Below are 22,463 nucleotides of genomic sequence, written 5' to 3' on the forward strand. Positions count from 1 at the left end.
CGGCGCTTGTTGACGGCTGAAATTGGCCACAGTTGTGGCGACACCTGGATGTGAGTTCGACGGACCGGCTACTCTCCGGGCAGTTCACGGCGATCGCGTGTGCCCGTGAGAGGCTCGTGAGAGACGTAGGAGACCTGTCGGTGACGGATGGCTTCGAGGTTCCGGACGCCGCGGCGTCGGCGCTGCTGTCGGCCGTCGTCGCCCGCGTCTCCGCACTCGCCGAGCGGCTGGAGGTGGCACCCTTCGAGGTGTTCGCCACCGGACGGCTGTCCGTCGCCTCCGGTGTCCCGGAGCCGGTGGTCAAGTCCCTGCTGAGCGGGCGCCCGGCGGGCGAGCCCGACGTCCAGGCGCGCTTCCTCCAGCGCCTGGACCTGCTGCGCCGCACCCGCCTCAAGCCCAACGGCCGCAGATACACCCAGCAGGAGATCGCCGACGGCGCCGGCATGTCGCGGCAGCAGGCGGGCGCCCTCATCAACGGCGACCGCCGCCCCACGATGGAGCACTGCGACGCGCTCCAGCGCTTCTTCCGCGTCCACGCCGGGTTCCTCACCGCCGAGGACCCGGAGGCGCTGGCGGGCGCCCTCCAGCACACCGAGCAGGAACTGCTCCAGAAGCTCGCTGCCCGGGAGGCCGCCGCCGCCACCGAGGACCCGCTGGAGCGTCTGCTCCAGGACCACGGCGTGCGCGGCATCGCCTGGCGCGCCGCCCAGCTCCCCACCGATCAGCACCGCGACAAGGTCGCCGAATGGCTGGACATGCTCCTGGAGAGCGTGAAGCGGCCCGAGTCGTGATCGGGGGCTACTAGGTGGGCATCGCCAAGGACATGCGCCGGCTGTGCGGCGAACTCGTCGCGGAACTCGGCCTCCCCGCCCCGGCCGCCGCCCCGGCCGACCTCTACACGGCCCTGTGCGACGCGATGAGCCGCCGCCGCGGCCGTCCCGTGATGTTCCGTACGGCCGTCTTCCCGCCCGGCACGGCCAGCGGGCTCTGGCTCGACATGGCCGAGCAGGACCTCGTCGTCATCGAGGAACGCACCGCCCCCGACCACCAGTTGGTGATCCTGGGCCACGAGCTGTGGCACATGAAGGCCGGGCATTGCAGCCACCACGTCGAGGGCGCGGCAGTGGCGGCCCGCCTGCTGCACGACGAGGCCGACCTGCGGGCGACCGTGCTGCGGGTCGCCGCGCGCAGCCGGTTCGACCAGGCCGACGAGCGGGACGCGGAGAGCTTCGGTCTCCTCCTCGCCAGCAAGTGCCGTGCCTGGCTGCCCGGTTCGTCACCGCGCGGGCGCGGGCAGCGCGACCATCTCGCGGGGCGGATCGAGGCGTCCCTCGGCTATCTCGGGCCCCAGGACCGCGGCACCGTCTGAACCCGGCGGACGCCCGGCGAACGCTCCCGCACGTCCGGGGTCGACCGGAGCCGGTGGATCACCCGCAGCGGGTGGATCGGCCGGAGCTGGTGGATCAGCCGGAGCCGGGGGGATCAGCGTGGATCAGCCGGAACCGGGGGGGATCAGCGCGGGTCCGGCGTGTCCTCCGGGTGGGCCATCGCGGCCTTCTGCAACTCCACCGCCGCCAGCAGGCTCAGTTTCGGCTCGGCCCGGCGCAGCGCCTTGACCGCCGCGATCGAGTCGACGGCACCGGTGAAGCCCGCGTCGGCGAGCCGGGCGCGCACCCACCGCGCGCGCAGCAGGCCCTCGGTGGCGGCGGCCGTCGACTCGACGAGGGCGACGGCGCGTTCGAGGCCGGGGCGCTGCTCGGCGGGCGCCTCGTCGAGCGCCTGGCGCAGGGCGGCGGCGACCGTGTCCGCGTCCCGGAGGACCAGGACGAAGTTGTGCCTCTTGTCGAATCCCGCGAGAGCTGCCATGCCGACCACCGTGGCGCCCACGGCGAACCCCTGGCAAGGGACTTGAGGTTTTCCAGAGGCTGAGCCGGTTCCGGCCGCGCCCGGCCCGCGGGAGAGATGCGCCCACGCGGGGGTTCCGCCCCCGCGACGGCTCCGCCCGCACAGGCGTCCGCGTGCGCCGAGCGGGCGAACCGGCGGAGCGGCGGACCCGATTGTCAGTGGGGGGCGGCAAGCTGGGGGACGCGCCACCGTATGCGGGGCGTGCGCGCCGCCAGGCGCGTGGGGAGACGACGCCGACACGGGGAGAGCCGACCGATGCACACCGCCGTACTGACCGACCGCGAGCGCACCGCCGTCCAGGCCTATCTGCGGCTGCTGCACACCGTCCGGGCGTCGATCGGCGACGAGGACGCGGCGCCGCCACCGGGACGGCCGCCGATGGTGCCGCCCGCCGTCCTCGCCGAGGCCGAGCAGGCTCTCGCGGCGGCCGGACTGCGGGGCAACGAGGAGGAGTTCTTCCGGATGCTGGCCGCCTGGCTGCCCGAGCACTGACCACGCCGACCACGCCGCTCCCGAGCGGTGAAGCCGCGGGGCGGCCCCTCAGGTGTCTCGGTCCGCGAGGTCCCGCGGGTGCGGAACCGTGATCGCCGTCGCCACCAGGCCCTCGCCGAGCACCCAGCCGCCGTCGAACCGGCCGAGGCGCCGCTCGCCCACGACCGGTCCCGGCACCAGGAGGCGGGCGCTCAGGGTGCCGCGGGTGGCGCCGGGGGCGCCGCGGTCGATCGTGATGTCGGCCTCGCCGAAGTCCAGCCACTTCCCGGTCAGCGGGAACCACGCCTTGTAGACCGACTCCTTGGCGCTGAACAGCAGTTTGTCCCAGTGCACGTCGGGCCGGTCGGCGGCGAGGCGGCGCAGCCGCTCCCGCTCCGCGGGCAGCGAGACGGCGTCCAGGACGCCCTCCGGGAGCGGCCGGTGGGGTTCGGCGTCGATGCCGAGCGAGGCCAGGTCGGCGGCGCGGACCAGGGCGGCGGCGGCGTAGCCGTCGCAGTGGGTCATGCTCCCGGCCAGCCCGGTCGGCCACCGCGGGGCGCCCCGCTCGCCGGGCAGGACGGGGTGCGGGGGCACGCCCAGTTTCTCCATGGCGCGGCGCGCGCAGGTGCGGACCACGGTGAACTCGCGGCGCCGCTTGGCGACCGCCCGCGTCAGGAGGGCCTCCTCCTCGGGGAAGAGCGGCCCGTCGCCGAACGCGCGGGCGCCCTCCTCACCGTACGCCTCCACGGCGACCACCGTCTCCGGCAGCAGCTCCTCGATCACGTGGTCTCGTCCTCCGGGGGCAGGATGCGGCGCGGGCGGCCCGGCGGGCGGGAGCGCTTGCGCCATTCGCGGGGGTAGCCCACGGACACCTCCTCGAAGCGGACGCCCTCGTGCCAGGTGGTGCGCGGGATGTGCAGATGACCGTAGACCATGGCGGCGACGCGGAAACGGCGGTGCCAGTCGGCGGTCAGCCGGGTGCCGCACCACATGGCGAACTCGGGGTACCACAGGACGTCCGTGGGGTGCCGGTCCAGCGGGTAGTGGTTGACGAGGACCGTGGGCAGGTCGTCGGGGATCTCGGCGAGGCGCGCCTCGGTCGCGGCGACCCGGGCCCGGCACCAGTCCTCGCGGGTGGGGTAGGGGTCGGGGTGCAGCAGGTACTCGTCGTTGCAGACGATGCCCGTGCCGTGCGCGTACTCCAGGCCCTGGGCCTTGGTGGTGCTGCCGGCCGGGAGCCAGGAGTAGTCGTAGAGGAGGAACAGCGGGGCGACTACGGCCGGGCCGCCGGGGCCCTCCCACACCGGGTAGGGGTCCTCGGGGGTGACGACGCCGAGGTCGCGGCAGACCTCGACCAGGTGCTCGTAGCGGGCGACGCCGCGCAGGGTGACGGTGTCCTTGGGATGGGTCCACAGCTCGTGGTTGCCGGGCGCCCAGACGACCTTGGCGAAGCGGCTCGCGAGGGTCTTCAGGGTCCAGTGGATGTCGGCGACGCTCTCCGAGACGTCCCCGGCGACCAGCAGCCAGTCCTCGTCGGTCTCGGGAGCGAGCTTCTCGACGATGGCCCGGTTCTCCGGGTAGCCGATGTGCAGATCACTGATGGCCAGCAGTCGTCCGCCGCCACCGGCCGTCGCCTTCACGTCCTGTCTCCCCGCTCTCCGCCTCGTCCACGCCGCCGCCGGGACCACGCTGACGCGCGTCCACCGGCGGCGTTCCCATCCTTACCCGAGCCCACGCCGACCATGAACATGATCGGCGAATCCGTAACACGGGCGTTGCACGCGGCACCCCCGCGAAGCCGTATGATCGCCCCAACACCACCGCCTCTCCATCCCTTCGCGCAGGGCGGTTCGGTGTACCTCCACCTCCCCCCTGCCCGGGTACGGGCCTGCTTCGCCCTGCCCGCACACCGTGAAAGGCGGCCTGCATGGTCTCTCGCGTACGCGTCTGGCTCAACCGCACGTACGCGGAGAACGTGTTCTTCATGGATCAGCTGCGGCGAAATCCGAGCGATCGCGCGGTCGAGATCCACGCCACCCACGGTGACGCCGACTCGCCGGTCCTGGCCGCCGCCGACACCGCCGACCTGGAGCCGGAGGGCCTGTCCCCCGCCGGGTACGTGGAGTACGCCCTCGACCAGTGCCGCCGCCGCGGGATCGACGTGTTCGTGCCCCGGCTGCACCAGGCGGCGATCGTCGCGCACCGCGCCGACTTCGCGGCGGCCGGCACGGCGTTGCTGGCGCCGCCGCCCGAGGCCGTGGCCGTCTTCCACGACAAGGTCATCGCCTACGAGGCCGTCCAGGCCATCGGGGTGCCCGTGCCGCCCTGGTGGCGGGCCCGCACGGCCGACGAACTCGTGCACGCCGTAGAGGAGTTGGAGGCGCGCGGGCACCGTGCGTGCTTCAAGCCAGCGTCCGGCGCGGGCGGGGTGGGCTTCCGCGTGATCACGCGCACCCCCTTCTCCCTCGCGCACCTGAACGGCTTCCCGAGCCCGTACGTCCAGCTGGACCTGGTCGCCGAGGCGCTGCGGCGGTCCGAGGAGCCGGTGGACCTGCTGGTGATGCCGCGGCTGGAGCAGCCGGAGGTGTCGGTGGACTGCCTCACCGGCCCCGACAACCTGGTCCGGCTCGCGATCGGCCGCACCAAGAACGGCCGCCGCCGGGGGTTCACCCTCGACGAGCGGTGGCTGGAGCCCGCCCGGCGGATCGCCGAGGGCTTCGGGCTGCACTACCTGTCCAACATCCAGTTCCGGATGCTCGGTGAGCAGCCGGTCCTGATGGACGTCAACACGCGCCCGGCGGGCGGCCTGCACCAGTTGGCGCTGTGCGGAGTCAACGCCCCCTGGTCGGCCGTGCAGTTGGCGCTCGGCGAGGACCAGGGCGAGATCACGCCGCCGTTCCTCGGGCAGGACTACACGGTGGTGTCGGGGCCGCGTCCGCTGCGCGCCGCGACACTGCCGCCGCACCTGGCCGAGGAGACCGGCGCGCTGCTGCCCGCGGTGCCCGCCCCGGCCGAGCCCGTCGAGGCGGGCCCGGTCGGCGCCCCGGTGGAGGTCGGCCCCTCCGCCCCCGCCCAGCCGCTCCAGGCGGCCTCGGCACCCCGCCCCTGATCCGGACCCGCCACGGGGGGGGCGGGACACCCTCGCCCCCCTCACTCCACCCGCTCCACTCGCTCCACCGGTATGGACCAATTCACCGTCAGACCTTGACAGTTGAATTGGTCCATACCATTTTGGTTGGCGCACCTCCCCATCCCTTTGTCCCAGGGAGACCATGTGCGCCTCTCACTGCTCGGACGCCCCTGGCGTCGCTTCCTCGCCCTGCTCGCCACCGCCGCCCTCGCCTTCGCCGGAGCGGTGGCCCTCCCCGGCACGGCACAGGCGGCCAACATCCTCGGCAACCCCGGCTTCGAGTCGGGCGGCCTCGCCCCCTGGTCCTGCACCGGCAACCTCGGCTCGGTCGTCTCCACCCCCGTCCACGGCGGCACCAAGGCCCTCGCGGGCGCGGTGACCGCGAGCGACATCGCCCAGTGCGGCCAGACCGTCACCGTGCAGCCCAACACCGCGTACACGCTGAGCGGTTGGGTACGCGGCTCCTACGTCTACCTCGGCGTCGACGGCGGCGCCTCCACCTGGGCCTCGTCGCCGACGGCGTACACCCGGCTGTCGGTGTCCTTCACCACCGGCGCCGGGCAGACCAGCGCCCGCGTCTACGTGCACGGCTGGTACGCCCAAGGCGCCTACCAGGCCGACGACATCAGCCTCGACGGTCCCGGCGGCGGGGGCTCCGACACCCAGGCGCCGAGCGTGCCGGGCGGACTGACCTCGACCGGGAAGACCTCCACCAGCGTCTCGCTGAGCTGGAACGCCGCCACGGACAACGTGGGCGTCACCGCGTACGACGTCTACAGCGGCGCCAACCAGGTGCTGACCGTCTCCGGGACGAGCGCCACCGTCAGCGGGCTCTCCCCCAGCACCGCCTACATCTTCTCGGTGCGGGCGCGGGACGCGGCGGGCAACGTCTCCGGGCCCTCCGCCTCCGTGTCGGTGACGACCGACGCGGGCGGGGGCGGCGGCACCGGCTTCAAGCAGGCGGCGCCGTACCTCTTCCTCGGGTGGGGCGACCCGCCGAGCGCGACCTCGGTGATGAGCGCGACCGGCGTCAAGTGGTACACGATGGCGTTCATCCTGTCCTCCGGCGGCTGCACCCCGGCCTGGGACGGACAGCGGCCCCTCACCGGCGGCAACGACCAGACCGTCATCAACTCCATCCGGTCGGCGGGCGGCGACATCGTCCCGTCCATCGGCGGCTGGAGCGGCAACAAGCTCGGCCCCAACTGCTCGACGCCGCAGGCCCTCGCGGGCGCCTACCAGAAGGTGATCGACGCCTACGGCCTCAAGGCGATCGACGTCGACATCGAGAACACCGACGAGTTCGAGAACGCCGTCGTGCAGGACCGCATCCTCGGCGCCCTGAAGATCGTCAAGGCGAACAACCCCGGTCTGCGCACCATCCTCACCTTCGGCACCTCGACCACCGGCCCGACCTCCTGGGGCAACCGGCTGATCGAGCAGGCGAAGGCGCTCGACGCGGGCATCGACGTGTTCACCATCATGCCGTTCGACTTCGGCGGCGGCGCCGACATGTACGGCAACACCGTGAACGCCAGCGAGGGGTTGAAGAACAAGCTCAGGTCCACCTTCGGCTGGGACGACGCCACCGCCTACGCCCACATCGGGATCTCCGGCATGAACGGCCTCTCCGACCAGCAGGAGGTCACCTCGCCCGAGACCTGGACCCGCATCCGCGACTGGGCCAACGGCCACCACATCGCGCGGCTCGCGTACTGGGCCGTCAACCGTGACCGGCCCTGCCCCGGCGGCGGAGTCGTCAGCAACTGCTCCGGCATCAGCCAGACGACCTGGCAGTTCACCTCCATCACGGCGGGCTTCACCGGCTGAGCCGACCCCGCCGCACGCACGACGAATCCCCCGGGCGAAAGTCCGGGGGATTTTTTTCGTCAGGGGTGTATCAGGCGCCGGGGTGCGCGCTCTTAAGACATGTAACACCGCAGGACCACGGAGGATCGACGGGGGACACGGGGGAACGACGGGGGTCGCGACCCCTCCGTGGAAGCACCACCGGCACCACGAGTACGACCAGCACCACCCGCACCACCTGCACCATCCGCTTCACCTGCACCACCGCATCAAGGACCGACGGGGGAAACCGGGGATCGACGGGGGATCCCCGAGCACGGGGGAACAGGGTCGGTCGGCCGCTGTCACGGGGAGCGACCGACCGGCCCGAACGCACCGCCCGGTGCGCGAACGACGGGGCGGGCACGGCTGGGGGGCCGTGCCCGCCCCGCGTCATGTCCCGGCCCGCGTCATGTCCTGCGGGGCGGTGCGCGAGGCGTGCCGGGGGGCTAGTCGTCGCGCGGGGCGCGGTTCAGACGGAGCGTCAGGATCTGGAACGGGCGCAGGACCACCGGGACCGCGCCGTCCTCGTCGACGGTGCCCGGTTCGAGGGGCCGCTCCAGCAGGTCGGTCACCTGGACGCCGTGGAAGGGGAATCCGGCGCGCAGGGTGCCGCGCGCCCGCCCGCCGCGCGACTCGTAGAGCCGGACGACGACGTCCCCAGAGGTGTCGTCGGCGAGCTTGACCGCCTCGACCGTGATGCCCTCGCCGTCCACCGAGAGCACCGGCTCCGGCTCGCCCGCCGCGTCGGCCACCCGCAGCGGCAGATTGAGGGCGTACCCCTCGGCGACCGCGTCCTCGATGCTCGCGCCGGGCAGCAGCGCGTAGGTGAGGCGGTGGCGGCCCTGGTCGGCGCCGGGGTCCGGGACGCGGGGCGCGCGCACCAGGCTGAGGCGGACCGTGGTGGTGGTGCCGCCGTCCTCGCGGACCGTGCGGGTGACGTCGTGGCCGTAGGTGGAGTCGTTGAGGATCGCGACGCCGTAGCCGGGTTCGCCGATGTGCACCCAGCGGTGGCAGGAGACCTCGAACTTGGCCGCCTCCCACGTGGTGTTGGTGTGGGTGGGGCGCTGGACGTGGCCGAACTGGATCTCGGCGGAGGAGTGCGCGGCGCGGACGTCGACCGGGAAGGCGGCCTTGAGGATCTTCTCGGCCTCGAGCCAGTCGAGGTCGGTCGCGATGTCGATCCGGGGGCTGCCCGCGCGCAGGGTGACGGTCTGGGCGACGGTCGAGCCCCGGCCGAAGGAGCGGGTGACGCGGATCGAGGCGACGAGGGGGTGTTCCTCGACGACGGTGATCTCGTCCGCCGTGAGCAGGTCGGTGTAGCGGTTGCGGTAGTGGCGGTCGATGTCCCAGGCGTCCCAGTAGTTGGGGAGGTCGGTGTGCAGGCGCAGCAGGTTGCCCGCCTCGGCCAGGACCTCGCGGCCGGCCCGCAGGTCGTACACGGAGGCGAGGGTGCCGTCGGCGGCGACCTCGACGCGGACCAGCCCGTTGTCGAGGACCCGCCCGGAGACGGTGACCGGCCGCGGCGCCGGGGTGGCGGTGCCGTCCGGGGCGGCGATGCCGTGGGAAGGGGTGGCGGTGTCCGCGGCGGGCCGTGGGAGCGAGGCGCTGCCGCCCGCCGGGACCTCGACGTGGACGGGGGTGCCGTCGGGCGCGCGGACGACCTCGGCGCGGGGGTAGGGGCTGGTGTTGAAGACGCGGGGTCCGCCGGTGCCGAGGGCGGTGATCGCATCGGCGGTCAGGGCTTCCAGCTCGGCTGCCACGCGGGCGTATTCGGCCTCCGCCTCGCGGTGCACCCAGGCGATGGAGGAGCCGGGCAGGATGTCGTGGAACTGGTGCAGCAGCACCGTCTTCCACAGCCGGTCCAGCCGCTCGTACGGATAGGCGAAGCGGTCCGGGTGGTGCAGGGCGGCCGTCGTCGCCCACAACTCGGCCTCGCGCAGCAGGTGTTCGGAGCGGCGGTTGCCCTGCTTGGTGCGGGCCTGGGAGGTGTAGGTGGCGCGGTGCAGCTCCAGGTACAGCTCGCCGTTCCAGACGGGGGCGTCCGGGTACTCGGCGCGGGCCTTGGCGAAGAAGGCGTCGGGGTGTTCGACGACGACCTTGGCCGAGCCCTCCAGATCGGCCAGCCGACGGGCGCGTTCCATGATCTCGCGGGTGGGTCCGCCGCCGCCGTCGCCCCAGCCGAAGGGGGCGAGGGAGCGCGTCCCGGCGCCCTTCTCGGCGTAGTTGCGGACCGCGAGGTCCATCTCCTCGCCGCTGAAGGAGGCGTTGTAGGTGTCGACCGGCGGGAAGTGGGTGAAGATGCGGGTGCCGTCGATGCCCTCCCACCAGAAGGTGTGGTGGGGGAAGCGGTTGGTCTGGTTCCAGGAGATCTTCTGGGTCAGGAACCACTCGTTGCCCGCCAGCTTGGCGAGCTGGGGGTAGGCGGCGTTGTAGCCGAAGGAGTCGGGGAGCCAGACGCCCTTGGTCTCGATGCCGAGGTTGTCGATGAAGAACCGCTTGCCGTGGACGAGTTGGCGGGCGACGGCCTCGCCGCCGGGCAGGTTGCCGTCGGACTCGACCCACATGCCGCCGACCGGCACCCACTGGCCGCGCGCGACCGCCTCCTTGATGCGGGCCCACACCTTCGGGTACTCGTCGCGGACCCACTCGTACTGCTGGGCCTGGGAGCAGGCGAAGACGAACTCCTCGTACTCGTCGGCGAGGGAGGTGACGTTGGAGAAGGTGCGGGAGGTCTTGCGCTTGGTCTCGCGGATCGGCCAGAGCCAGGCGGAGTCGATGTGGGCGTGGCCGACGCCGGAGATCGTGTGGGCGCTGGCGTGCGCGGGCCTGGCGAGGACGGGGGCGAGGACCGCGCGGGCGGTGGGGGCGGAGCCGGAGATGTCGTCGAGGTCGAGGGCGTCCATGGCGCGGTCGAGGGCGTGCAGGATCTCGTGGCGGCGGGGTTCGTGCGCGCCGAGGTGGGCCATGAGGCCGCGCAGCACCTGGAGGTCGAGGTCGAGGTGCCAGACCTCCTCGTCGAGGATCGCGAGGTCGGCGTGGCGGAACGTGTACAGGGGGCGGTCGCCCGCCGTGCGGATGTCGCCGAGGGGGGTGGGGGCGGCGAAGCCGTCGGCGAGGATGTCGGGGTTGGAGGCGGCCTCCACCAGGTAGTCGACGTGCTCGCCGCCGGTCGCGGGGTTGCCGACGGGCACGTACTGGTTGAGCGGGTTGACCGCCTTCAGCGGGGTGCCGTCGGTGAGGTGGACCAGGGCCTCGGCCTGGTTGCCGGGCCAGTCCCCGACGAAGCCGAGGTCGATGACGGCCTCGACGCGGCGGCCCGCCCAGTCGGCGGGGACCCGCCCGCTCATCCGGAACCAGGTGGTGCCCCAGGGCGGGCCCCAGGGGGTGCCGGCCGCGAACGGCGCGTAGGCGGCGGCCGCGGCCTCCTCGAAGGGGACCGGTTCGCCCGGTGCCTGCCAGGCCTCGACCGTGAGCGGCACGCGGTCCGCGTGGACGGCGGGCTGGACGCGCTGGGTGTGGACGCGCTCGACGCGCTCCTCGATCCGGCGGCGTTCGTCGTGCATGAAGGTCTCCAGGGAGCCGGGAAGGACGGGCGGACTGCGGGGCGCTGCGGGGCGGGGACGGTGTCAGCGCAGGTAGGCGAGGCCGGGGTGGACCCCGGTGTAGCCGTCGACCAGGCGGCGGGCCACGCTCACGGAGTCCACCAGCGGGTGGAGGGCGAAGGCGGCCACCGCGCGGGTGCGGGAGCCGGACTCGGCGGCGGCCAGGACTTCCCGTTCGACGGCCTTGACCGCGCAGACCAGTCCGGTCGCGTGGTCGGGCAGCGGCGAGACGGCCACGGGGTGGGCGCCGTTGGCGTCGACGAGACACGGCACCTCGATCACGGCGTCCGCGTCGAGGACCGAAAGGGTGCGCCGGTTGCGGACGTTGAGGATCAGGGTGGTGCGTTCGTCGCGGGCGATGGCCCGCATCAGGGCGAGCGCCACCTTCTCGTAGCCGCCGGAGAGGTCGTCGGCGTCGCGCTCCCCGGCGCCCGCGCTCTCCCGGTTCTCCGCCATGTACGTCGCCTCGCGCTCGGCGCGGGTGCGGTCCCAGGCGGCCAGCGCCGACCCGCCGGTCTCGCGCATCTCGGCGTAGAAGGCGGCCTGTTGGTCGCGGAGGAAGGCACCGCGGGTCTTCTCGGCCCGCTGGTAGGCGAGGACGGCCTCGCGGTTGAAGTAGTAGTAGTGCAGGTACTCGTTGGGGACCGCGCCCAGGGAGCGCAGCCAGTCGGCGCCGAAGAGCTTGCCCTCCTCGAAGGAGCCGAGCAGGTCCGGATCGGCGAGCAGGCGCGGTAGTTCGTCGCGTCCGGCGACGCGCAGGCCGCGCACCCAGCCGAGGTGGTTGAGGCCGACGTAGTCGATGAACGCCTCGCGCGGCTCGGCGCCCAGCACCTGGGCGATACGGCGGCCGAGGCCGACCGGGGAGTCGCAGATGCCGATGACCCGGTCGCCGAGGTGGCGGGACATGGCCTCGGTGACGAGTCCGGCCGGGTTGGTGAAGTTGATGACCCAGGCGTCCGGGGCGAGGCGGGCGACCCGGCGGGCGATGTCCTCGGCGACGGGCACGGTGCGCAGTCCGTACGCGATGCCGCCCGCGCCCACCGTCTCCTGGCCGAGGACACCCTCGGCGAGCGCCACCCGCTCGTCGTGCGCGCGGCCCTCCAGACCGCCGACGCGGATCGCGGAGAAGACGAAGTCGGCGCCGGTCAGCGCCTCGTCGAGGTCGGTGGTGGCGGTGACGGCGGGGGCGTCGGGCACGGCCGAGGCCTGCTCCGCCAGCACCCGGGCCACGGCGTCGAGGCGGCCCGCGTCGAGGTCGTGCAGCACGACCTCCGTGACCCGCCCCTCGGCCCGGTCCGTCAGCAGGGCCCCGTACACCAGCGGCACCCGGAATCCGCCGCCGCCCAGAATCGTCAGCCTCACGTGCGCACCTCTCCCAACGGTCCTGCCTGCGCCGGTGGTCCGGCCTGTACCCCCTGAGCCGGTTGTCCGGCCTGCCGCGCCCGTCCGGCCTGCCCTGCCTGTGCGGGCGGCCCCGGTTCCCCCGGCCGGGCCGCCCGCCGTGCCGGTGGCGGCTCGTCCGCCGGGTGCGCCAGCACGATCTCCACGCCCGCCTCCTCCAGCGCGGCGCGGGTGACCGGGTCGAGGGGGGCGTCGGTCACCAGCGCGTCCAGGGCCTCGGGGCCGCAGACGCGGGCCACACCGGTGCCCGGGAACTTCGCCGCGTCGGCCAGCAGGACCACCCGGCCGCCCGCCGCGATCATGGCGCGTTTCACCGGGACCTCGACCACCGTCGTGTCCATCACCTGACCGCCGGTCCGGACGCCGCTGGTGCCGAGGAAGAGCCAGTCGGCGTGCAGCTGGCGCAGGTTGTCCTCGGTGAGGAAGCCGACCAGGGAGCGGTACTCGCGGCGGACCATGCCGCCGAGCAGCACCAGCTCGATGTCCTCGTCGTCGGCCAGTTCCTCGTAGACCACCAGGTTGCTGGTGATCACCGTGACGCGGCGGCCGTGCAGCTGGCGGGCCAGCCGGTAGGCGGTGGTGCCGATGTCGAGCAGGACCGTCTCGCCGTCCCGGACCATGGCCGCCGCGCGGGCCGCTATGGCGTCCTTCTGGGCCACCCGGACCTCGGCGACCTCGGCGAAGGGCTGGTCGCCCTCGTCCACGACGGCACCGCCGTGGACGCGGGTGAGCAGGCCCTCCTCCTCCAGCCGGACCAGGTCGCGCCGGACCGTGGCGGGGCTCACGCCCAGTTGCTCGGAGAGGTCGGTCACAGCCGCGGGGCCGCCCGAGCGCAGGGCCCGCAGGATGAGTTGGTGTCGTCGTTCTGCCAGCACACCGTGCACAGTACTCGTCATCTTCAATCAAATCCATGCTCAGTTCTGCTCGGGTATTGACCAATCTTTCGAAGGAGCGCACGATTCCGGACACGAAATGAAGAGTTCTGACGAACTCGTGGCGTCCCCCTGGTGGCGCGCACGCCGGACGCGAAACCCCGCGCGAACGGGAGGGCGCGTCCGGGCCTCGACGAAAGGGCGTTTCCCGTGGACGACCGGCCCGACGACGACCGGCCCGACGTGCTGCTGACCGGGCTCCTCTTCTACGACCTCGTCCTCACCGGGCTGGAGGGGCCGCCCGTGCCGGGCGAGGAGATCTGGACGACGGGGATGGGCTGCGGCCCCGGCGGGATCGCCAACCTCGCGGTCGCCGCCGCCCGCTTCGGCCTGCGCACCTCGCTGGCCACGGTCTTCGGGGACGACTTCTACGGCGCCCACTGCCGGGAGGTGATCGGCGACCAGGAGGGCGTCGACCTCTCGCTGTCCCGCGTGGCGCGGGGCCGCCCCACCCCGGTCACGGTCGCCCTCGCCCTGCCCGGCGGCCCGGCGGGCGGCACACCCCGGCCGGACACGGCGACCGGGACCCGTCCGACCGAGCCGGGCACAGCCGCCGCCCCCGCCGCCGCCCCCGCCACTGTCCCCGCCGCGCGGACCGTGCACGACCGCGCCCTGATCACCCACGGGGAGAACCCCCCGTACAGCCAGGACGAGCTGATGCGGGACGCGCCCGCCGCGCGGACCGCGCTCGTCCACCTGGAGGCCGAGCCGCGCGCCTGGATCGCCCGCGCGGCGGCCGAGGGCACGCGGGTCTACGCCGACGTCGGCTGGGACCCCACCGGGACCTGGTCGCGGGATCTCCTGGACCAGCTCGCCCTGTGCCACGCCTTCCTCCCCAACGAGACCGAGGCCATGGCCTACACCCGCACCGGCAGCGCGCGGGAGGCCCTCGGCGCGCTGGCCGAGCGGGTGCCGGTCGCGGTGGTGACGCGCGGCGGCGACGGGGCGCTCGCCGTGGACCAGAGCACGGGCGAGTACGCGCAGGTCCCGGCGCTCGACATCGATGTCCTGGACGCGACCGGCGCCGGGGACGTGTTCGGCGCGGCCTTCGTCACCGCCTCCCTGGGCGGCTGGCCGCTGGAGGAGCGGCTGCGGTTCGCCGTCCTCGCGGCCGGACTGTCGGTGCGCCGGCACGGCGGGGCGCTCGCCGCGCCCGGCTGGTACGGCGTCGACCGCTGGTGGCGCGCCCTGACCGACCCGGAGCTGCGGCGGGCGTACGGCTTCCTGGCGGACCGGCTGCCGCGGGACCCCGGCCCGCCGGTCCGGTACGCGCCGGTCACACCGCCGGTCCCGGGCACCACGACCGTCCCGCCCGGCGGACGCAGGCCGGGGACGGCCGCCGCCGGACGACCCCGCGCCGCCCCCGCCGTCCCGGCCGCGCGGCCGGACTAGGGTCTGTCGTTTGGATCATGCCGGCTTCGGGCCTGGGTGCCTGGTGAGTGCCGGTGAGCGGGGTGTGGTGCGTGCAGCTGCAAGGCGGAGGAGGGCGTCGACGCGGAGCGTCGGCAACCGACGACAACGCCGCAGATGTGCGTGCCACACCCCGCGGCCCAGGCGTGATCCAAACGACAGGCCCTAGGCGAGGTCCGCCCCCGTGTGCCCGCGCTCCACCCGCATCGCACCGCGTCTCCCCCACGGCGCCCGGCGGGGAGGCCCCGCCCTCCCCGTGGCCCGGCCTCCCCGGCGGGCCCGTTCCTCCGACGGTCCGGCCCGCACGCCGGTCCGTCGTCGGCGACATCAGCGACATCCCGAACAGATCCGAAAGGCGGTGGGAGCTGTGCGGCTCTCACGAAGAGGACTGCTGCGCGCGGGGCTGGCCGGTACGGCCGCCGGCGCGCTGGGCGGCCTGACGGCCGGCTGTGCCGTCCCGACCGGCTCGACCGGCCGGAACATGGTCCTGTGGTACTGGAGCGGCGGCCTCAGCGACACGGTCGTCAAGCGGGCCAGGTCCCGCTACGGCGACGCGGTCGACCTGAAGGCGGTGCAGATCGGCGGCTACTACCGGTCGAAGCTGATCACCACCCTGGCGGGCCGGGCGCACATCCCCGACATCGCGGGGCTGAAAGGTGAGGACATGGCGTCCTACCTGCCGAACGCCGACCAGTTCGTGGACCTGCGCACCCTGGGCGCCGAACGGCTGCGCAGCGCGTACCTCGGGTGGAAGTGGGACCAGGGCATCGCCGACGACGGCAGCATGGTGGGCTTCCCCATCGACTGCGGGCCCGTCGGCCACTACTACATGCCGGAGGTGTTCGAGCGGGCCGGGCTCCCCCACGAACCGGCCGACGTGTCCAGGGAGTTGGACACCTGGGAGAAGTTCTTCGACGCGGGCGTGCGGATGAAGAAACGACTGCCGGGCACCTACCTGCTCACCGACATCACCAGCGTCTACAGCATGGCGGTCAGCCAGGGCACCGCCAACTACGTCGACCGGGAACGGAACTTCATCGGCGACCAGCCGCACATCCGGCGGGCCTGGGACCGGGCGGTGGACGCCAAGCGGCTCGGGATCGTGTCCAAGCTGGTGAGCGGGACCCCGGACCAGCTGTCGGCGACGGAGAGCGGCAGGCTGCCGAGCCAGCTGAACGCGTCCTGGGCCACGAGTGACATCAAGCTGGGGGTGCCGAAGACCAAGGGGCGCTGGCGGGTGGCGAGTTGTCCGGGCGGTCCGTCCAACATCGGCGGCTCGTTCCTGGCGATCACCAAGGCGTGCCGGGAGCCGGAGCGGGCCTTCGAGATCATCACCTGGCTCCTCGACCCGGCCAACCAGGCACAGGGCTTCGTGGACGCGGGCCTGTTCCCGTCGACGCCGGCCTCGTACGGGATGGCGAAGCTGCGTGAGCCGGACCCGTTCTTCGGCGGGCAGGTCACCATGGACGTCTTCGGGCCCGCCGCGCAGCGGGTGCCCATCGCCTACAACAGCCCCTTCGACGTGGCGCTCGGGCAGCCGGTGAAGGACGAGATCAAGAACGTGGGCGTCCTCGGCAAGGACCCGGACACGGCCTGGCGGGACGCGATGCGCAAGTGCCGGCGGATCGCCGGTCACCTGGGGGTGAACGTCTGATGGCGACCACACTGCACCGGCCCGGCCGCCCGCCCGCCGTCACCGGGGGCACCCCGGCCGCACGCCCCCGCAAGGGCCTGCGCGCCCACTGGCACCTGTACGCGGCGATCTCCCCCTTCTACCTCCTCTTCCTGGCCTTCGGTCTGATCCCGGTCGGCTTCTCGCTCTGGGTCTCCCTGCACCGCTGGGACGGCCTGGGCTCCATGGAGTGGGCGGGGCTGACGCAGTATCAGTACCTGTGGAGCGACGCCGACTTCTGGCACGCGGTCGGCAACACGATCCTCATCTGGGCCCTCGCCACGTTCCCCATGATCTTCCTGGCGATGGTCACGGCCGTGATGCTCAACTCGGCGGTGCGCCTCAAGAACGTGTACCGGCTGGCCTACTTCCTGCCGAACGTGACGTCGGTGGTCGCGGTGGCGATCATCTTCGGCTCGGTGTTCTCCACCAACTTCGGCCTCGTCAACGCCCTGTTGCAGGCGGTCGGGCTGGACCAGGTGGCCTGGCTGAACACCCCCTGGGGCATCAAGATCGCCATCGCGACGCTGATGACCTGGCAGTGGACCGGCTACAACGCGATCATCTTCCTGGCCGGGCTCCAGACCGTGCCGAGCGAGCTGTACGAGGCGGCGCGCATCGACGGCGCCGGGCCGGTGCAGACGTTCTTCCGGATCACCCTGCCGATGCTGCGGCCGGTGCTGCTGTTCGTGCTGGTCGTGTCGACGGTGACCGGGCTCCAGAGCTTCTCCGAACCGCAGGTGCTGCTCCAGACCACCGCCAACGACTCGACGTACGCGGGCGGTCCGGGCGCCTCCGGGCAGACGATGGTCCTCTACTTCTTCCAGCAGACCTTCGACAACAACGACTTCGGGTACGGCGCCGCCGTCGCGTGGGGGATCTTCCTCGTCGTCGTCCTTTTCTCGATCATCAACTGGCGTCTGGTACGGCGCCGGGGCGAAGACTAGGGAGGCCGGTCGCCATGGCATCCGTCAAGGGAACCCGGGGGCGCGGGATCGCCCTGCACGCCGTGCTGGTGCTCGGCCTGCTGCTGTCGGCCTTCCCGTTCTACTGGGCCGTGATCATGTCGACGCACACGTCGTCGGAGATCTTCTCCTACCCGCCGAAGCTGCTGCCCGGCTCGCACTTCGGCGAGAACCTGCGGCACCTCTTCGACAACGTCGACTTCTTCGGGTCGATGGCCAACTCGCTGCTGGTGGCGGGGTCGGTGACGTTCCTGGTGCTGTTCTTCGACTCGCTGGCCGCGTTCGTGTTCGCCAAGTTCGCCTTCCCGGGCCGCCGGACGCTGTTCGCGCTGCTGATGGTGATCTTCATGGTGCCGGCGCAGCTCGCGGCGATCCCGCAGTTCGTCATCATGGCGAAGCTGGGCTGGATCGGCTCGATGACCTCGCTGATCGTGCCCGCGGCGGCGAACGCGTTCGGCATCTTCTGGATGCGGCAGTACATGCGGGGCGCGATCCACGACGAACTCCTCGACGCCTCCCGCATCGACGGCGCGAACTTCCTCCGCCAGTACTGGCACGTCGCGCTCCCGGTCGTCCGGCCGGGGCTCGCCTTCCTCGGCATCTTCACCTTCATGGGCCAGTGGAACGACTACGCGTGGCCGCTGATCGCCCTCACCAACCCCGACAACGTGACCCTCCAGGTCGCCCTGTCGCAGCTCAACGGCACGCACGGCACCACCGACTACGGGATGGTCATGACCGGCGCCCTGCTCGCCCTGGTGCCGCTGCTGCTGGTGTTCGCGGTCGGCGCCCGGCAGATCATCGGGGACCTCGCCAAGGGAGCCGTCAAGTGACCGATCCGCTGCTGGCGTTGCGCCCCTGGGAGGCGCCCGAGCTGACCTCGTGGGGGCGGCTGCCGATGCACGCGGTGGACCGGCGGGCGGGCGCGCTGTCCCTGGACGGGGAGTGGCGGTTCCGGCTGCTCCCCGCACCCGACGGCGCGGAGGCCGCCCAAGGCCCCGGCCCTGACCCCGGCTCCGGCTCCGGCTCCGGCGGGGAGTGGTCCTCGGCGTGGGTGCCGGGCGCGTGGACCCTCCAGGACACCGACGACCTCCCCCGGTACCTCAACGTCCGCATGCCGTTCGGGGAGTTCCCGCCGCACGTGCCCGCCGCCAACCCGACCGGCGTGTACGAGCGCGAGGTCGAGGTGCCCGCGGAATGGGCCGGGCGGCGGATCGTGCTCCAGGTCGGGGCGGCCGAGAGCGTGCTCCTCGTGCACGTGGACGGGCGGCCGGTGGGGATCTCCAAGGACTCCCACCTCGCGGCCGAGTTCGACCTGACGGCGCGGGTGCGGCCCGGCGCGCGGTCCGTCGTACGGCTGACGGTGGTGAAGTGGTCGGACGCCTCGCACCTGGAGGACCAGGACCACTGGTGGCACGGCGGGATCACCCGCCCGGTCCTGCTGTACGCGACGGACCCGCTGTATCTGGCCGACGTCGGGGTGCGCGCCGGGCGGGACGGGGAGCTGCGGGTGGACTGCCTGGTGCGGGACGCGGGCGGGGCGCTGCCCGACGGCTGGTACGTCAGCGGCCACCTCGCCGCCGAGGCCGACGAACCCGACAGCCCCGCCGGTCCAGGCCCCGCCGGTCCGGGCCCCGTCGACTCCCCCGCCCACCCGGACTCCCCCGGCGGGCTGCCGCTCGCGCAGGACGCCGCGTTCGACCGGGTCAACGCCGACGAGGAGCGGGTCTCCGCCTTCCTCGGGGAGGCCCGCCTCGGCGCCCGCGTGCCCGGGGTGCGGACCTGGACCGCGGAGACGCCGGAGCTGTACGGCCTCACGGTGCGGCTGCACCGCGCCGACGGCAGCGTCGCGGACACCTCCCGGCACCGGATCGGCTTCCGCGACGTCGAGATCAGCGGCCGGGACCTGCTGGTCAACGGCGAGCGGATCTTCGTACGGGGCGTCAACCGGCACGACTTCCACCCGCTGACCGGGCGGACGGTGTCGTACGACGACATGCGCGCGGACCTGGTGCTGCTGAAGCGGTTCGGGTTCAACGCGGTGCGCACCGCGCACTACCCGAACGACCCGGCGCTGTACGACCTCGCGGACGAACTCGGCCTCTACGTGGTCGACGAGGCGGACATCGAGACCCATGACCACGCGCACGAGATCGCCGACGACCCGCGCTACCTCGGCGCGTTCCTCGACCGGGTCTCCCGCATGGTGCTGCGGGACCGCAACCACCCGTCCGTCATCGTCTGGTCGCTGGGCAACGAGTCCGACTACGGCGCCCACCACGACGCGGCGGCCGGCTGGGTGCGACGGCACGACCCGACCCGGCCGCTCCAGTACGAGGGGGCCGCCAAACGCGGCTGGGCCGACCCGGACGTCGCGTCCGACATCGCCTGCCCGATGTACGCGTCGCTGGAGGAGTGCGTGGCGCACGCCCTGTCCGGGCTCCAGACCAAACCGCTCATCCAGTGCGAGTACTCGCACGCGATGGGCAACAGCAACGGCACGCTCGCCGACCACTGGGCCGCCGTCGAGGCCACCCCGGGGCTTCAGGGCGGCTTCATCTGGGAGTTCTGGGACCACGGCATCCTCCAGCGGGTGAGCGACGGAAGGCCCACCGGACGGGCCGGCGCGGGACTGTACGCCGACGGGGTCGCCGCGCCCGGCCACCGCTGGGCGTACGGCGGCGACTTCGGGGAGCGCGACCACGACGGCGCGTTCGTCGCGGACGGCGTCGTCTTCCCCGACCGCACGCCGAAGCCCGTGCTGTACGAGCACCGTGAGCTGGCGGCCCCGGTGCGGCTGACGCCGTACCGGCACGAGGGGCTGGTGCTCGCCAACCACCAGCACTTCCGGGGCCTGGAGTGGCTCGCGGCCCGCTGGGAGCTGGTCCTCGCCGACGGCGACACGGTGACCGCCCCGGCCGAACTGCCGCAGCTGCGGCCGGGCGGGACGGCCGTGGTGCCGCTGCCGTTCGCGCTGCCGCGCGCGGGCGGCGAGGCGTGGCTGACGCTGCGGGTGACGACGGCGGAGGACCTGCCGTGGGCGCCGCGCGGCACGGAGGTGTGCGCGCCGCAGGTGCGGCTGCGCGCGCCGGACCGGTCGGCGCCGACCGCCGGGGCGGTCCGGCCGTCGGCGGTGACGGCACCGGTGGCGGTGACCGTGGTCGAGGTGGACGGCGCGGGCCTGCTGACGCATCCGCTGCTGGCGGCGGGGCCGACGCTGTCGCTGTGGCGGGCGCCCACGGACAACGACGAACTCGGCGGCATGGCCGGGCGTTGGCGCGCTTGGGGCCTGCACGCGCCGGTCCGCCGCCTGGTCTCGGTGCGGCGGACGGGCGCGGCGGTGACGGTCGTCGCGGAGTACGCGGGCACCGGCGGCGTGGTGCGGCACCGGCAGGTGGTGACGCCGGTCGTGGGCGGTCTGCGGATCGAGGAGGAGGCCGACCTCCCGGACGTCTTCGACGACGTGGCGCGGGTCGGGTCGGTCTTCGAGACGGTGCCGGGGCCGGACGTCCTGGAGTGGTTCGGGCAGGGGCCGTGGGAGTCGTACCCGGACCGCTGTACGGGGGCCCGCGTGGACCACCACCGCCTGCCGGTCGACGCGCTGTTCACCCCGTACCTGCGTCCGCAGGAGAGCGGCGGGCGGCACGGCGTACGCCGGTTCACGCTCTCCGGGCCGGGCCCGGAGCCGTCCCCCGGCGGTCTCACCGTCGCGCTGGACGTGCCGCGCCAGGTGTCGGTCACCCGGTACCGCGCGGCGGACCTGGCCGCGGCGGACCACCACGACGAGCTGGTGCCCCGCCCCGGCTGCGTGGTCCATCTCGACGCCGCGCACCGCGGTCTCGGCACGGCGTCCTGCGGCCCCGACACCCTCCCCGGCTACCTGGTCCGGCCGGGCCGCCACCGCTGGAGCTGGACGCTGTACACCGGCTGACGCGGGGTGCGGTCGACCCGGGGTACGGTGGGCCGGAGGGCGCCGTCGCGGCGCACCCGCCGGCCGGTTCAGCGCGGTTCAGCGCAGTTCGGCGCGGAACGCCGCCGGGGTCCGCTCGGTGTGCTGGTGGAAGAACTTGGAGAAGTTCGCCGGGTCGGGGAAGCCCACGGCCGCCCCGACCCGGCCGATGGGCAGGTCGGTGTGGGCGAGGAGGCGTTTGGCCTCCAGGACGACCCGGCCGTCGATGAAGCCCTTGGGCGTGCCGCCGGTCGCGGCGCGCACCGCGCGCACCAGGGTGCGGCGGGAGTAGCCGAGGGCGTCGGCGTAGGCGCTGACGCTGTGGTTGGTGGCGAAGTCCCGTTCCACCGCCTCGCGGAAGAGCCCGAAGGTGGTGCCGGTGCGGCGGGCGGCCTCCTCGGCGGACCCGGCCGCGAGGTGGGACAGGCGCAGCAGGAACGCGGTCAGGGAGTGCCGCAGCACCGAGGTGTGCAGGGCGGGCGGGAGGGTGGCGGTGTCCTCGTACTCCCGGCGCAGGTGGGCCAGTGAGCCGTGCAGCGCGACCCAGGCCCGCGGGTCGGGGCGCAGCAGCGGGGGCAGGTCGTAGCGGTAGAGGCCGGTGGCCTCGACGGTGGGGCGGGGCAGGAAGCCGGGCTGCATGGTGAGGACGGTGCCGCGGTAGGCGCTGGTGCGGGAGAAGCGGTGCACCTGGCCGGGCCGTATCCACAGGACGTCGCCCGCGCCGACCTCGTACTCGGCGAAGTCGACCATGTGCCGGACGGGGCCGCCGGTGAGCAGCAGGACGACGTGGAAGTCGATCCGGTGGACGCGGTCGAGGGCCGCGCCCGCGGGCCAGGCGCGGTCGCCGCCGATCGCGGCGACCTGCATGCCGACCCCGCCGACACTGAGGTCGACCGGGAAGGGGAACGTGCGGATCGCCCCGCCGACGCCGTCGGCGGCCCCGCCGGTCCCGGTCTCACCCCCGTGGGTCCGTGTCCCACCCCCGCCGGCCCCGGTCGCGCCCTTACCGGTCCCGGTCGGCCCGCCCCCGTCGCCGTTCTGGACGTCTTCGTCCGCCATGTCCGCCCCGTGCCGTCTCGTGCGCCCGGTCCACCCGGCCGGGGTGTCCCACTTTCACCACAGCCTGACACACCGTGACCTTCCACCGAAAAAGTCAGACTTTTACTCTTGAACGC

At 73.4% G+C, this 22,463-nt stretch carries 15 protein-coding genes and 2 pseudogenes; 10 read left to right on the top strand and 7 right to left on the bottom strand.

Annotated elements, in window-relative coordinates:
- Positions 1 to 140: 140 nt before the first annotated feature.
- Both ACIQPQ_RS16580 and ACIQPQ_RS16585 read left to right on the top strand, forming a co-directional pair.
- Positions 141 to 791, top strand: coding sequence for a helix-turn-helix domain-containing protein (locus tag ACIQPQ_RS16580; protein WP_401304373.1), 651 nt, complete (start codon positions 141 to 143; stop codon positions 789 to 791).
- Positions 792 to 823: 32 nt separating this feature from the next.
- On the top strand, positions 824 to 1,369 hold the full coding sequence (locus ACIQPQ_RS16585) for a toxin-antitoxin system, toxin component (RefSeq protein ID WP_401304553.1): 546 nt from the start codon (positions 824 to 826) through the stop codon (positions 1,367 to 1,369).
- A gap of 143 nt (positions 1,370 to 1,512) precedes the next feature.
- Here the strand turns inward: ACIQPQ_RS16585 and ACIQPQ_RS16590 are convergent, their stop codons facing one another.
- Positions 1,513 to 1,866 carry a hypothetical protein gene (locus tag ACIQPQ_RS16590; protein WP_401304376.1) on the bottom strand — a complete coding sequence of 118 codons (354 nt, stop codon included), beginning with the start codon at positions 1,864 to 1,866 and terminating at the stop codon, positions 1,513 to 1,515.
- 294 nt (positions 1,867 to 2,160) lie between these two features.
- Between ACIQPQ_RS16590 and ACIQPQ_RS16595 the strand changes: the two genes are divergently transcribed.
- The gene (locus ACIQPQ_RS16595; protein ID WP_383766878.1) at positions 2,161 to 2,397 is read left to right on the top strand and encodes a hypothetical protein; all 237 of its coding nucleotides are present in this window, start codon (positions 2,161 to 2,163) and stop codon (positions 2,395 to 2,397) included.
- A 48-nt stretch (positions 2,398 to 2,445) separates the two neighbouring features.
- Here ACIQPQ_RS16595 and ACIQPQ_RS16600 read toward each other — a convergent pair whose 3' ends face one another.
- Together ACIQPQ_RS16600 and ACIQPQ_RS16605 are read right to left on the bottom strand one after the other, a co-directional pair.
- Positions 2,446 to 3,159, bottom strand: a complete 714-nt coding sequence (locus tag ACIQPQ_RS16600) for a 4'-phosphopantetheinyl transferase (protein WP_401304379.1) — start codon at positions 3,157 to 3,159, stop codon at positions 2,446 to 2,448.
- The gene (locus ACIQPQ_RS16605; protein ID WP_401304382.1) at positions 3,156 to 4,016 is read right to left on the bottom strand and encodes a metallophosphoesterase family protein; all 861 of its coding nucleotides are present in this window, start codon (positions 4,014 to 4,016) and stop codon (positions 3,156 to 3,158) included. Before ACIQPQ_RS16605 ends, ACIQPQ_RS16600 begins: the two co-directional genes overlap by 4 nt.
- A gap of 287 nt (positions 4,017 to 4,303) precedes the next feature.
- Here ACIQPQ_RS16605 and ACIQPQ_RS16610 point away from each other — a divergent pair, with 287 nt between their 5' ends.
- Both ACIQPQ_RS16610 and ACIQPQ_RS16615 read left to right on the top strand, forming a co-directional pair.
- Complete coding sequence (locus tag ACIQPQ_RS16610) at positions 4,304 to 5,485, top strand: ATP-grasp domain-containing protein (protein ID WP_401304384.1); 1,182 nt, start codon at positions 4,304 to 4,306, stop codon at positions 5,483 to 5,485.
- Positions 5,486 to 5,650: 165 nt separating this feature from the next.
- Positions 5,651 to 7,336 (top strand): carbohydrate binding domain-containing protein, encoded by a 1,686-nt coding sequence (locus ACIQPQ_RS16615; protein WP_401304387.1) that lies wholly within the window; start codon positions 5,651 to 5,653, stop codon positions 7,334 to 7,336.
- A 467-nt stretch (positions 7,337 to 7,803) separates the two neighbouring features.
- Here the strand turns inward: ACIQPQ_RS16615 and ACIQPQ_RS16620 are convergent, their stop codons facing one another.
- The 3 genes and pseudogenes from ACIQPQ_RS16620 to ACIQPQ_RS16630 form a co-directional block, all read right to left on the bottom strand.
- Positions 7,804 to 10,920: an alpha-mannosidase gene (locus tag ACIQPQ_RS16620; RefSeq protein WP_401304389.1), complete on the bottom strand. Its 3,117-nt coding sequence runs from the start codon at positions 10,918 to 10,920 to the stop codon at positions 7,804 to 7,806.
- A 63-nt stretch (positions 10,921 to 10,983) separates the two neighbouring features.
- On the bottom strand, positions 10,984 to 12,321 hold the full coding sequence (locus tag ACIQPQ_RS16625) for a 6-phospho-beta-glucosidase (RefSeq protein ID WP_401304392.1): 1,338 nt from the start codon (positions 12,319 to 12,321) through the stop codon (positions 10,984 to 10,986).
- A 167-nt stretch (positions 12,322 to 12,488) separates the two neighbouring features.
- A pseudogene (locus ACIQPQ_RS16630) lies at positions 12,489 to 13,235 on the bottom strand (DeoR/GlpR family DNA-binding transcription regulator); the annotation flags it as partial.
- A 207-nt stretch (positions 13,236 to 13,442) separates the two neighbouring features.
- Between ACIQPQ_RS16630 and ACIQPQ_RS16635 the strand changes: the two are divergent.
- The 5 genes and pseudogenes from ACIQPQ_RS16635 to ACIQPQ_RS16655 form a co-directional block, all read left to right on the top strand.
- A pseudogene (locus tag ACIQPQ_RS16635) lies at positions 13,443 to 14,585 on the top strand (PfkB family carbohydrate kinase); the annotation flags it as partial.
- Between the two features lie 484 nt (positions 14,586 to 15,069).
- Positions 15,070 to 16,356, top strand: a complete 1,287-nt coding sequence (locus ACIQPQ_RS16640) for an ABC transporter substrate-binding protein (RefSeq protein WP_401304395.1) — start codon at positions 15,070 to 15,072, stop codon at positions 16,354 to 16,356.
- Positions 16,356 to 17,321 carry a carbohydrate ABC transporter permease gene (locus ACIQPQ_RS16645; protein ID WP_401304398.1) on the top strand — a complete coding sequence of 322 codons (966 nt, stop codon included), beginning with the start codon at positions 16,356 to 16,358 and terminating at the stop codon, positions 17,319 to 17,321. The genes ACIQPQ_RS16640 and ACIQPQ_RS16645 overlap by 1 nt, the downstream gene beginning before the upstream one ends.
- A gap of 14 nt (positions 17,322 to 17,335) precedes the next feature.
- A complete protein-coding gene (locus ACIQPQ_RS16650) occupies positions 17,336 to 18,172 on the top strand; it encodes a carbohydrate ABC transporter permease (protein WP_401304401.1) in 837 nt (278 codons plus the stop codon).
- Positions 18,169 to 21,270: a glycoside hydrolase family 2 TIM barrel-domain containing protein gene (locus tag ACIQPQ_RS16655; protein WP_401304404.1), complete on the top strand. Its 3,102-nt coding sequence runs from the start codon at positions 18,169 to 18,171 to the stop codon at positions 21,268 to 21,270. The genes ACIQPQ_RS16650 and ACIQPQ_RS16655 overlap by 4 nt, the downstream gene beginning before the upstream one ends.
- Positions 21,271 to 21,348: 78 nt before the next feature.
- On the opposite strand, the gene ACIQPQ_RS16660 is transcribed toward ACIQPQ_RS16655, so the two are convergent.
- A complete protein-coding gene (locus ACIQPQ_RS16660) occupies positions 21,349 to 22,347 on the bottom strand; it encodes a helix-turn-helix domain-containing protein (protein WP_401304406.1) in 999 nt (332 codons plus the stop codon).
- Positions 22,348 to 22,463: the final 116 nt, after the last annotated feature.

The organism is Streptomyces sp. NPDC091281 (genome assembly GCF_044757425.1).
Taxonomy (GTDB): Bacteria; Actinomycetota; Actinomycetes; order Streptomycetales; family Streptomycetaceae; genus Streptomyces.

Excerpts from the sequence above, each read along its gene's own strand:
- ACIQPQ_RS16585 (WP_401304553.1), top strand. The coding sequence starts at position 824 with ATGCGCCGGCTGTGCGGCGAACTCGTCGCGGAACTCGGCCTCCCCGCC.
- ACIQPQ_RS16590 (WP_401304376.1), bottom strand. The coding sequence starts at position 1,866 with ATGGCAGCTCTCGCGGGATTCGACAAGAGGCACAACTTCGTCCTGGTC.
- ACIQPQ_RS16595 (WP_383766878.1), top strand. The coding sequence starts at position 2,161 with ATGCACACCGCCGTACTGACCGACCGCGAGCGCACCGCCGTCCAGGCC.
- ACIQPQ_RS16610 (WP_401304384.1), top strand. The coding sequence starts at position 4,304 with ATGGTCTCTCGCGTACGCGTCTGGCTCAACCGCACGTACGCGGAGAAC.
- ACIQPQ_RS16620 (WP_401304389.1), bottom strand. The coding sequence starts at position 10,920 with ATGCACGACGAACGCCGCCGGATCGAGGAGCGCGTCGAGCGCGTCCAC.
- ACIQPQ_RS16645 (WP_401304398.1), top strand. The coding sequence starts at position 16,356 with ATGGCGACCACACTGCACCGGCCCGGCCGCCCGCCCGCCGTCACCGGG.
- ACIQPQ_RS16650 (WP_401304401.1), top strand. The coding sequence starts at position 17,336 with ATGGCATCCGTCAAGGGAACCCGGGGGCGCGGGATCGCCCTGCACGCC.
- ACIQPQ_RS16660 (WP_401304406.1), bottom strand. The coding sequence starts at position 22,347 with ATGGCGGACGAAGACGTCCAGAACGGCGACGGGGGCGGGCCGACCGGG.